Genomic DNA, 11,351 nt, shown 5'->3' with positions numbered 1-11,351 from the left:
TTACTCTTCAATTTCCTTTCACATAACATGAATATCTTCAACATTTCATTTTAAACCAACACGGTTACCTACTTCAAAATTATCAGTAGTATGAACTATCCATTTGCGTTTATTAGCAATAATTTCAATTTCTCATAATAATCCTTTAAAAGCAATAGTTTTAATAGTTCCATCAAAAAAACCACTACCTGCATTAACTAAATCAATATCTTCTGGTCGAATAATAATATCAATATTACGTTCTTGTTCACCAAAACCAGTATCAGAGCATGCAAATTTTTTACCGTCAAAACGAACACAATAATCATTAACAAATACACCATTTTCAATAACATTCGAGCTACCAACAAACTGTGATGTTCATTTATTTTCAGGCTCATTGTAAATATCTTGTGGTGTCCCAATTTGTTGAATTTGACCTTGATTTAAAACAACTACCCGATCTGACATAATAAATGCTTCTTCTTGATCATGAGTAATAAAGATAAAAGTAATATTAATTTCTTCTTGAATTTTTTTTAATTCTACTTGCATTTGTTGACGTAATTTCAAATCCAAAGCAGCAAAAGGTTCATCTAATAATAAAATTTTAGGATTAAGAACTAATGCTCTAGCTACTGCTACTCTTTGTTTTTGACCACCAGATAAATCATTAACATCTTTATCTTCCATACCATTTAATTTAACCAAATCTAAAGCTTTTTTAACTTCTTTTTTGATTTTTTCACGATCAATTTTTCTTAACTTTAAACCATAAGCAATATTATCAAAAACATTTAAATGTGGAAATAAAGCATAATTTTGAAAAATAGTATTTATTTCTCTTTTATGAATTGGAATTTTAGTTAAATCCTTACCTTTAAACAATAATTGACCATTGTTTGGTTGTTCAAAACCAGCAATAATCCTTAATAATGTTGTTTTACCACAACCACTAGGACCAAGAATGGTAAGAAATTCACCTTCATGAATATTTAAACTAATTCCTTTTAAAACAACTTTACCATCATATTCTTTGGTAATATTACGTAATTCTAAAATATTTACACTCATAATTTCCTCCTTTAAATGGTTTAAAAAATTGGTGGATTTGAAACTCATAAAATAGTTGCAATTGAATTATTGGGATTTTCTAAATAATGTTTTTCATTACCTTTAATATAAAATGCTTCATTAGCTACTGCTTTTACTCTAGTTGCACCATAATGAACAAATACTGTTCCACTTAATACATATCCAAAGATCTGACCTTGAAATGGCGGAATTTTATTTGAATTACCAAATGGTTTTAAACTTAAAATTACTGGTTCTAATGTTAATTTTTGAGCATTAGGAATAATTCATTTTATTTGATAATCTTCTTCGTCACTAACAGTAACATCTTGTGATTTAAAAACTATTTTTTCTTTTACTTCACCAGCAAAAAAGGTTGATAATGGACAATCAAAAATGTCTAAAATACTTTTTAGTGTTTCAATACTAGGTGAAGAAACATCATGCTCTAACTGACTAATAAATCCCTTTGATAAATCACAACGTTTCCCTAACTCTTCCATAGTTAAATTGTGTTTCAATCTTAAAGTTTTTAACTTTCTTCCAATTTTCATATTGATTATTTTCTCCTTTTGTTTATTTATACTAAACTTTAAGTTAAATAATACAAATAAAATTATATAATATTTTTTTAAAAAAACAATTATTTATTTTATTTTTAATAAATAAAATAAATATAAAATTATTAGTGTAAAAATGTGTAATAAAAAGAATATTTTTTTCATTTTTCTACTATAAATTTAAAAAATATATTTTATTTTTTTAGTAAAGAAGAAATTGATGTGTTTTAATAAATTACCTTTTACATTGTTGATGTATTAGAATTGTATACACTTGTTGAAGAATATAAATTTTCTAAATTTGAATTTATAATTTTTTTTGAACCTTCAAAATCTAATTTTTGCTCTTCTTGTTTTTCATCATCTTTTTTTGCTAACATTTGAGTTATTTCAAAACCACCATCGATAGCACCACTAATGGCACCAACAGCAGCTCCACCAGCAACTAAACCAATAATAGTAGGAGTACCAAGAATAGCAACCCCTCCGGCTGCACAAGTAATAGAGGCTACATTAGTAACAATATTAGCAACATCACCCCCATCATCACCAGTAACAATAGTAGCAGCATTAGCAACCGTAGAGGTAACTAAATTAACAGCCGCAACACCAATACCAACAACTTTTGCAGCGCCAGTAACAACTCCAATAGTACTACCCGCTGCAATAAGTTCAATGGGAGTAACATTATTTTTTACTTTATTATTTAATTTTTCTCTTTTTTCCATAATGGGCATATCTTTTAATCTTCCTTATTTGAAATTTAGAATAAAAAACCTATTTACTTTAAAATAAAGTAAATAGGTAAAAAACTTATATTAAGTTTGATGTTATTATAACATAATACATTAGTATATATTAATATTCATATTATTTTTTTCATATACAATATGTAAAATAACTATAATCAATTATTAAATTAAATTTTATTTTTACATTCTTGACCAGATAAAATTACTTTTAAATTTTCATAAGTAATTTCAATCATATTTTTAACAGCTTCATCAGTATACGATCCAATATGTGGTGTCACAATAACACGTGGATATAATGATAATAATTTATTTGTAATATTATCGGGAGTTGGTTTTCCAGCAAAATCTTTAAAAAAAACTTTGCTTTCATTTTCTAAAACATCCAAACCAACACCTTTTAAATGACCACTTTTAACTGCATCATAAACTGCTTGTAAATCCATTAATTCACCACGAGCTACATTAATTAAAACTGATCCAGGTTTCATTTTTGCTAAAAAATTCTTGTCAACTAAATGGTAATTTTCTTCTTTAATATATGGACAATGTAATGAAATTAAATCCGATTCTTTAAGTAAAGTTTTTAAATCACAATAAGTTAGAATACTTTTTGCTTGATCACTTTCATAAATATCATATCCTAATACCTTTGCTCCCATTCCATGTCATGCCTTAGCTGCTTGATAACCAATGCGGCCAGTTCCAATAATTCCTATTGTTGAATTACGAATTTCTTTGGCAAACATAAAATCATCAATTTTAAAATTATGATTTTGTTGATGATTAGCACTATAAAATAAATTTCGAAGTAAGCCGTTTCCCATACTTACTGCTAATTCACTAACAGCATTGGGCGAATAACCAGGTACATATGCCATTTTAAAACCTAATTCATGAGCTTTTTTTAAATCAATATGATTATAACCAACAGTTCTAGTTAATAAATATTTAACGCCATATTCTTTCATTTTTAATAAATTTTGCTCATAACAGTCACAATTAGCACGAACCATTACTGCTTCATGTCCCTTTGCCGTTTCAATATTATCCTTTGTTAAATACTCTTCAATTAACGTTAAATCATATCCATAATTTTTATTTAATGTTTCAAAAAAAGCTTTTCTGTTTTACGAACACCATAACAAACCATTTTAATTTTTTTTGCCATATTTTTATTCCCTTTCTTTTGTTTATATTTTAACTAAATAACGGTGTTGCGCCAATCGCTGTAGTAATAATTACTCAAAATGGTAATGAAATAATTGAAAATAATGTAGCAATTAATGTTAAATTACTTGTTAACAATGGCTGTTTTTTGTAAGCAATTGAATAGGCAACAATAACTGATGCTGGGGGGGCTGCTAACATAATTACAATAACGCCTAATCCAACAGTATCTAATTTTCATGCTCCGGTTTCTTTTCAAATTGCCGCAACTGCACAAACTAATGCTAATCCAAATAATGGTGCAAAAATAATTTTCATTACCATTCCAAATCATACTTTTTTATCTTGTGCAGCATCTTTAAAATTACCTTTTGCTAAAGTAATTCCAATTGCCAATCATGCTAATGGCGTACATAATGCCTCTAAAGTTTTTGTTACTTTAAACAATGGTGGAAATGTATTATCTAATCGTAATGGTGAAAAATGTTGACCACTAGTAATATCATTTTGATCAGGAACAATAGCAATTCCAGGAATTAATTGTGTAACTCAAAAAATAAATCCAACTATAGTTGCAATTAAAATTGGATTTAAAAAAATCTGCTTTACATTCTTTATTAAATTTTCTCTTTTTATTACTTTCATTTCTGATTTAATTTGTGCATATCCATCAGTATTTAGTTTTGTATCAACAATAAAATCAGCACCAGTTTGTCCTTTTGTTACTACTGCTGCTTTAATAGGTTTGCTCATTACAATAAACCCTAATGAATATAAAAATATTCGATATGGAATATTAAAAATATTAGCTGGTAAGGTGGCAGCTCCATTATCAAATAGTGCTGTTACTACAGGAATTCCAAAAAATGTTGTTGAAGCAAATACAGTACACATTGCTAATGTATCTTGAATATCCTTATCATATTTAATATAAAAATATTTAGCAACTATTCCCAGTATCATATAGAATAAAAAACCAACTAGTAAAATTGCAACTTGCGTTTTAACTTGCTCTGTTGTTGTATTTGTCATAAAACCATCAAAAGCTAAAGATGGTAAACCAACAACCATAACAATTTTAATTAAAACTGCTTCTCAGTCTTTTTTAAATGTCCCTCTCTTCGTTAAAAATCAACCTAAAAAAATTACAAATATCGTTGCTAAAATTGCACTTCAAAATCCTCAAGCTTTTAATGTATTTATAACAGCTTGACCAACATCAGCTTGTAAATAAAATTGCATATTTCTTTCTATTTCTCCCTTCTTTAATACTTTCTCCTTTCTCTAAAATCTAAGTATTTTGTAACTACTTATGTGTTATTATATAACTTTCAAATAAAAAATAAAACTAATTTACCAAATTTTCAATATTGTGTATAGAGTAATAAATTTGGTAAATTAAAATTATAATATTTTTTTTAAAGTTATAGACCCATTCTTTTCATAGTTCTAGCTGGATTTTTGTCTATTATCTTCTTCTGGAATAAATCCATTTACTCTAGTTTCACTAGCTTCTTTTTCTAATTCTTTTAGTTTATTTTTTCATTCTTGAAATTCTGATCATATTTCTTTTGTTTTTTCTTCGGATTCAATTTGATACTTTTCTTTTTTATTTTCAGTAAAAACATCTTTTATTTTTTTTATATGTTTAGGTTCTAAATATTTTGAAAATGCAATATTTTCTTGTCATTTTTCGTTTCATTGATTAATTGATTGGTAATATTTTTTTGAAAACTTATTTCTTTTAAACTTTCGATTTAATTTTTTTTTAAAGTTTTAAAAGTTTTTGGTTCATTTTTTTCTCTAGTTTGTTGCAAACAATTTAAAATTCTTTTTTCTATTGCTTCTTTTGAATTTAAAGATATGTCTTTTAAAAATTGAACTTCTTCTTCTAAATTATTTGATCTATTTTCTAGTTTTTTTATTTTCTGTTCTAATTCAAGTTGATACTTGTCTTTTACATTTGAAAACATTACTGTTCTTAATTTTTTAGCACATTCACATAAAATTTTGTAACAAATACCAGCAACAATACCAACAATAGTAAAAGGTAATCAACCCATAATAGCACTTGACACAACAAATGTACTAATTATCGGTGTGATAATTATTTTAGCAATAGGAGATGTAGCACCCCACGCAATAAAAAATATTAAACCATGAAAAATCTTTCATATAAACCTTTTAAAAATTCAATATTTATCTTGTACTTCTTCTATAATATTTTCTTGTTTTTGATTTGTAATAGTTCTTACAAATTCTAAAAATGGTGTTCTAATGATAGTTGTATGTTTAGATTCTTTTTTTATAAGCTCTTCATTATTTTTAATTTCATTTAAAAATTGCTTATAACGTAAATGTCTAATTTGTTGAACAATTTCATTATTTTCAAAATAAATTAATAATTCTCAAACTTTTTTTCTTTTATCATCATGTAATCTTAATAAAAAAAGGTTTTATCTTTTATTTTTACTATTTCATCATAAATAAAATAGTTTTCATTATTTGGTTTTTCGATAATTGTTCTAAATTGAAAACATTTTTTATCTTTTTCATCAAAATGATTTTCAAATTTACATGTTTCACCATGATGTCAATTTTTATGACACCTAATAAAATTTTTAGTAAATCATGTTAAATCTTCTACATTTCTTAATTCTTCTTCAATAATAGTTTTTGTTTGTAAACTCATTTTGATTCCCCCTTATTTAAATAAAAACCCATTATTTTAAAAATAAAAAACAATAGGTTTATTTAGTTTACACTTATTTTTGCTAAAATTTTAAAATTATGCAATAAACTTTTTAATATTTTTTACAAGTTTGGTAAGTTTAATTTAGATTTAACTGTTGATGATTGAGTTTGTAAATCAATTGCACTAATTTCTTTTTTTTCGATGTCATCAAAATCACTATCACATTCTAAATTACTTTCTAATTCATTAATTTTGTATTTTAATCTTTCTGCCAAATTCATATTGGAACTTTCAATATCATTTATTTTAAATCATTTTCCATCAAATAATAATTCATATACTATTGTTTCTTCAGATTTATCATTTGTATTTAATAAACCAGAATAATTAGATTCCTCTTTATTTGGATTTTTCAAAGTAACACTTAATTTATACATACCAAATGATAAACATAGTTCATCAAGGGGTAAAGAAATATTTTTAGTTCAAATTATTTGCTTAGAATCTTTATTAATACAGTTCAATACTACTGATTGTAAACATTCTTTTTCTAATCCTAATAATTGCTTTGAAATAGTTATTTCTGTTGTTAATTCTTTACGAAATACTTGTGTTGCTGCTACTCAAAGTATTTTTAACGCAGCCGCTTTTTTATTAGGTGATGTTTTTAACTTTAATCTATCTAAATGACTAATCTTTGTTTGACTTTTTTCTTTATTCATAAATTTTCTCCATTCAAATTAATAATCTTATTTAATTTTATTATATGACCAAGTTCTCCATTAATACCTAATATTTTAACTATTAATAAATTCATTATTTAAATAACATAGTTATTCGAAAATTATTATTTTTATTTATTTTACTGTTTTATTTAACATATCTTTTTATCTTCCTTTTCTCTAAAACTTTAATTTAATAAAAAGACTTTCATTTTATTTAAAAACTAATATTAATAGTCAATAATATATTAATATTATTCATTTTTCCAGTCCAATTAATTACACGACACTATCTTAATTTTTAATTTGATATAATTATAAAAAGAGTAAGTATATTAAAAATAGATTGGGGTATTTTTATGATAGAAGAAATAAATTCTAGTTCAATGAAAGAACCAAAAATTTATCGTATTGGTCTATATAGCAAATTAACAATTCTTATTAATGGCCTTCTAATTACTACGAGTTTAATGATAGGTTGGGCTTTATGAGCAACTATTGGTCGAGATGCAATTGATAACTATATTAAATGATTCAATAATCCACAACAACCTAATTCTAATTTACAAATTAGTTTCAATATAATAAGTATTATTGTTTTCATAGTCTCTGGTTTATCTTTAGCATTAGTAGTCGTACCTTTTATTTTTTTAAAAACTAAAAATAGTGTATCAGCACTTTTTTGTTTAATAAGTTTTATTTTTTCAGCAATATTTGTTATCTTTCTTATTGTATTTTTTATTTTTAGATTTAAAACTTTTACTTTCTTAGCTAATAAAAAAGACGGCGAAATAATAAATACAACTGGTAACTTTCTAATAGCTTTTTTACCATGAATGTTGGCTGAACTATTTGCAATACTTTTATTAATCCACAGTCTCTGATTAATTATTAATATTACCTCTAAATACAAATCAAATACACTATTAATGCCTATTGCTAAACCAAAAGCAAAACAAGAAACAGTAATAGCAAAACAAGAAGTTGATGATACGATAACGCTTTCTAACGTCGTACCAATACCAGTACCTCAAAATAATGAAGAACAACAAGTAGCAAACCAAGAAACTAACAATACTGTTCTTAAGCAAGATCTAACACAAGAAAAAATAATCACTAACCCTTCAACAGCAACTGTCCATTATACTAATCATGAACTATCACAAACACCAACGCAAGGTGCTTATCATGCCGAAACTGTTTCACCAACACCAGGTACTCTTACTAATCTTAAATCCGAATCTATTACAAATGAAGAAGAAATTAATGATAATATCGAAAATGCAACAATATATTCAGAACCAACAGTTGAAAAAACAAGTGTAGAAGATACAACAATATATTCAAAATCACCAACAACAGAAAGTAATATTAATAGCGAAACTAATTACCAACCAAAAAATCAAGGTGGTTTTGATGTTAAAGACAGTAGTTATTCTGAATCTGAAACATCTAATTTTAATGAACAAGCAACAACAATAACTGTTGAAGAAACACAACCAATAATAGAGAAAACAAATACAAATACAAAAAAAGAAACAATCGAAGTGCAAAAAGTTACTACTCACCATTGAACATTAGAACAAATTGAAGCTGTTTGAGAAAAAGCGGAAATAATTGATGGTGTTAGTGATAAATTATATCGTAAAGATTATGGTGGTGCTTGAATGTTTCGTGATTCATTTACCACTGATTATAGCGCAGCAGATAACTTAGAAACTTACTCTTGAACTATTGTTCTACATCGTCCTACTAGTCAACAAGGAACAACTGAATTATATAATCTAGATCCAATGAATATTGTTAATGCAAAAAGTAAAGGTGAAAATTACCCTTCTTGAAAAACTAAAATTTCTTCAAAAGGAAATAAAAATATTGCAAAAGAACAACATTGAAAAGCACGAACATAAATATAATAGTAATTTAAAATAAATATAGTATCATTTATTTATGAATACACAAACTACCATTGAACATTTATATATAGAAATACCTAATTTTAAACATGAAGTAAATACTAACTATTCTTATTTTATAGAAAGTATTAAAAAAGAATTAACAAAAATAATAAATAAATACCAATTAAACTTAAAAACAATTTATCTTGCTAACAAAAATAAGTCAGTTTTACCAATTAATTTTTTAGAGCAATTATTAATAATACTTAAACCATTGACAACCACTATCAAAGAATACAACTTTGAATGTACTATTAATAATACCAATTTCACAACTCTACAATTATTTTCCAAATTTCAAATTAATCGTTTAATTTGAAAAATAATTAGTTTTCAAAATCAATTAAATAACAAATTTAATTATCAACAAAGTATAAAAATTATTAATGATGCTATTAACTTAAAAATTAATAATTTCTCAATTGATTTAAAATATAATCTTCCTCATCAAACAGTAATTGATGTTAATAATGATTTACAAATATGTATGCAATTAAAAAAACCTCACATTAGCTATGATAGTTATAATCACAAACAAAATCTTACTATTAAAAGATATATTAATAATTTCTTAAAAAAGCACAAATATGATAACTATGAATACTATAGTTATAGTAAAAATACTAATAATCAATCAAAATATATTATTGCATATTGTTTATTAGAAAACTATTATGGAATTGGTCCAAATGCTGTTTCATATATTAAAACAGAAGATAAAGCAATAATAATTACTAATAGCAATAACATTAATAATAACAATCAAAAAAATAGTATTTTATCAACAAATGAAATTTTAATCCAAAAATTAATACAAGGTTTATTACTAAAAAAGGGAATAAAATTTAACAAAAATGATAATATTCTAGAGCAGCCACTGATTAGTAAATTAATCAAAAATAAACAAATAAAAATAAAAAATAATCATTTATCTTGCACAAATAATTCCTGATTATTGTTAAATGATTTAATAGTTGATATTATAACTAATACTACTATTTAAATTTATATATCAAGGAGTGAATAAATATGGAATTCAATGAAAAATTGCTAAAAGAAAAATATTTTCCACAAGCACTAACAAAAATAAAAGAAATTGTTAAAATTCAATCATATGCTCAACCACCCACAACAGCAGCACCTTATGGGCCTGGTGTTAAGGAAGTATTAGATTATGCTATTAATTTAGGACAAGAATTAGGTTTTAAAACTTATCGTGATAAAAACAATAAGTATGGATATTTAGAATATGGTGATGGTAAAGAAATATTTGCCATGTTAGGTCATCTTGATGTTGTACCACCAGGTAATTTAGAAGAATGAAAAATTCCACCTTTTTCGCCAGAAATTATTAATGATATTTTATATGGACGAGGTGTATTAGATGATAAAGGTCCAACAATTATTATTCTATACTGTTTAAAATATTTAAAAGATCATGGCTATCAACCAAATCGTCGAATTAGAGTTATCTTTGGTTTAACTGAAGAAACAACATGAGATTCAATTAACACATATATGAAGCAAGAAGGTACTCCAACTTTTGGTTTTACTCCTGATGGTATGTTTCCGCTAGTATATGCTGAAAAAGGAATTATTAACTTAGATATTATTGGTACAGGTCATAAATCCATTGTTATTAATGCAGGTGATGCTTACAATGTCACTTGTTCTACTAGTAATATTAATGGTGTTGATATTGAATCATTTGTTAAAATTGGGAAAAATAAGAAATATCGAATTGAAAATAATAATCAACAAATTACCATTCATGGTAAACCAGCACATGGGTCACGACCAGATGAAGGAATTAATGCAGGATTAAGAAGTTTATTAATTTTAAATGAACTTAAAGTTGAACATAATCTAATTAAATTTGTTGGTGATATTTTACAAGAAGATACTGCTTTAACAAAATATTTTGGTGATTTAGATGATGAATCTGGAAGTTTTACTATTAATGTTGGCATTGTTGAAATTAATAGCAAAAGTTCAAAATTAGGATGTAATATCCGTATTCCAGTTAAAACTGATTTACAAGAAATTTTAAATAGATTAACAAAAATATTAAAACCTTATAATTTAACAATAAAACAACAACATTATGATAAACCATTATATATGCCACAAGAATCAACAATTGTTATTAAATTAATGGAAATTTATCAAGAAGTTACTGGTGATAAAAAAGCAAAACCAATTGCAATTGGTGGTGGAACTTATGCTAGAGCAATGCCAAATTGTGTAGCATTTGGTGCGATATTTGATCATACTAACTCAACTGAACATCAATATAATGAATGTATTAAAGTTGACGAATTATGAAAATCAATTTTAATTTATGTACGTGCTATTAGTACACTGGGAAGTTTAGAAATTGGTAAATTATATAAAAAGTTAGAATAGTTTATTCTAACTTTTTATATTTTCATTCAAATAAA

Annotated in this window: 10 protein-coding genes and 1 pseudogene; 3 read left to right on the top strand and 8 right to left on the bottom strand. The window is 25.1% G+C overall.

Annotation, left to right across the window (positions count from 1 at the left end; translation table 4 throughout):
- The 8 genes and pseudogenes from potA to ACI2WJ_RS07225 form a co-directional block, all read right to left on the bottom strand.
- The gene (gene potA, locus ACI2WJ_RS07260) at window positions 1-1,053 is read right to left on the bottom strand and encodes a spermidine/putrescine ABC transporter ATP-binding protein (protein ID WP_400255338.1); all 1,053 of its coding nucleotides are present in this window, start codon (window positions 1,051-1,053) and stop codon (window positions 1-3) included.
- 20 nt (window positions 1,054-1,073) lie between these two features.
- Complete coding sequence (locus tag ACI2WJ_RS07255; RefSeq protein WP_338957168.1) at window positions 1,074-1,607, bottom strand: helix-turn-helix domain-containing protein; 534 nt, start codon at window positions 1,605-1,607, stop codon at window positions 1,074-1,076.
- 248 nt (window positions 1,608-1,855) lie between these two features.
- Complete coding sequence (locus ACI2WJ_RS07250) at window positions 1,856-2,350, bottom strand: hypothetical protein (RefSeq protein ID WP_400255337.1); 495 nt, start codon at window positions 2,348-2,350, stop codon at window positions 1,856-1,858.
- Window positions 2,351-2,532: 182 nt separating this feature from the next.
- Window positions 2,533-3,536, bottom strand: a pseudogene (locus ACI2WJ_RS07245) (NAD(P)-dependent oxidoreductase).
- Window positions 3,537-3,565: 29 nt separating this feature from the next.
- Window positions 3,566-4,777 carry an AEC family transporter gene (locus ACI2WJ_RS07240; RefSeq protein ID WP_400255336.1) on the bottom strand — a complete coding sequence of 404 codons (1,212 nt, stop codon included), beginning with the start codon at window positions 4,775-4,777 and terminating at the stop codon, window positions 3,566-3,568.
- A gap of 515 nt (window positions 4,778-5,292) precedes the next feature.
- Window positions 5,293-5,598 (bottom strand): hypothetical protein, encoded by a 306-nt coding sequence (locus tag ACI2WJ_RS07235; RefSeq protein ID WP_400255335.1) that lies wholly within the window; start codon window positions 5,596-5,598, stop codon window positions 5,293-5,295.
- Between the two features lie 377 nt (window positions 5,599-5,975).
- Complete coding sequence (locus ACI2WJ_RS07230) at window positions 5,976-6,227, bottom strand: hypothetical protein (protein ID WP_338957180.1); 252 nt, start codon at window positions 6,225-6,227, stop codon at window positions 5,976-5,978.
- Between the two features lie 122 nt (window positions 6,228-6,349).
- Window positions 6,350-6,952 carry a hypothetical protein gene (locus ACI2WJ_RS07225; protein ID WP_338957182.1) on the bottom strand — a complete coding sequence of 201 codons (603 nt, stop codon included), beginning with the start codon at window positions 6,950-6,952 and terminating at the stop codon, window positions 6,350-6,352.
- Window positions 6,953-7,311: 359 nt separating this feature from the next.
- Here ACI2WJ_RS07225 and ACI2WJ_RS07220 point away from each other — a divergent pair, with 359 nt between their 5' ends.
- The 3 genes from ACI2WJ_RS07220 to ACI2WJ_RS07210 are packed head-to-tail and all read left to right on the top strand — an operon-like array spanning window position 7,312 to window position 11,316.
- Entirely contained in the window at window positions 7,312-8,862 is a 1,551-nt protein-coding gene (locus tag ACI2WJ_RS07220) for a hypothetical protein (protein ID WP_400255334.1), read from the top strand.
- A 40-nt stretch (window positions 8,863-8,902) separates the two neighbouring features.
- On the top strand, window positions 8,903-9,913 hold the full coding sequence (locus ACI2WJ_RS07215) for a hypothetical protein (protein WP_400255333.1): 1,011 nt from the start codon (window positions 8,903-8,905) through the stop codon (window positions 9,911-9,913).
- A gap of 26 nt (window positions 9,914-9,939) precedes the next feature.
- Entirely contained in the window at window positions 9,940-11,316 is a 1,377-nt protein-coding gene (locus ACI2WJ_RS07210; protein WP_400255332.1) for a Sapep family Mn(2+)-dependent dipeptidase, read from the top strand.
- Window positions 11,317-11,351: the final 35 nt, after the last annotated feature.

Origin of the sequence: Spiroplasma endosymbiont of Cleonymus obscurus (genome assembly GCF_964273375.1) — a bacterium.
Taxonomy (GTDB): domain Bacteria; phylum Bacillota_I; class Bacilli_A; order Mycoplasmatales; family VBWQ01; genus Spiroplasma_E.
Note: the sequence above shows the minus strand (reverse complement) of the source record. Positions and strands in the feature narration are given on the sequence as shown.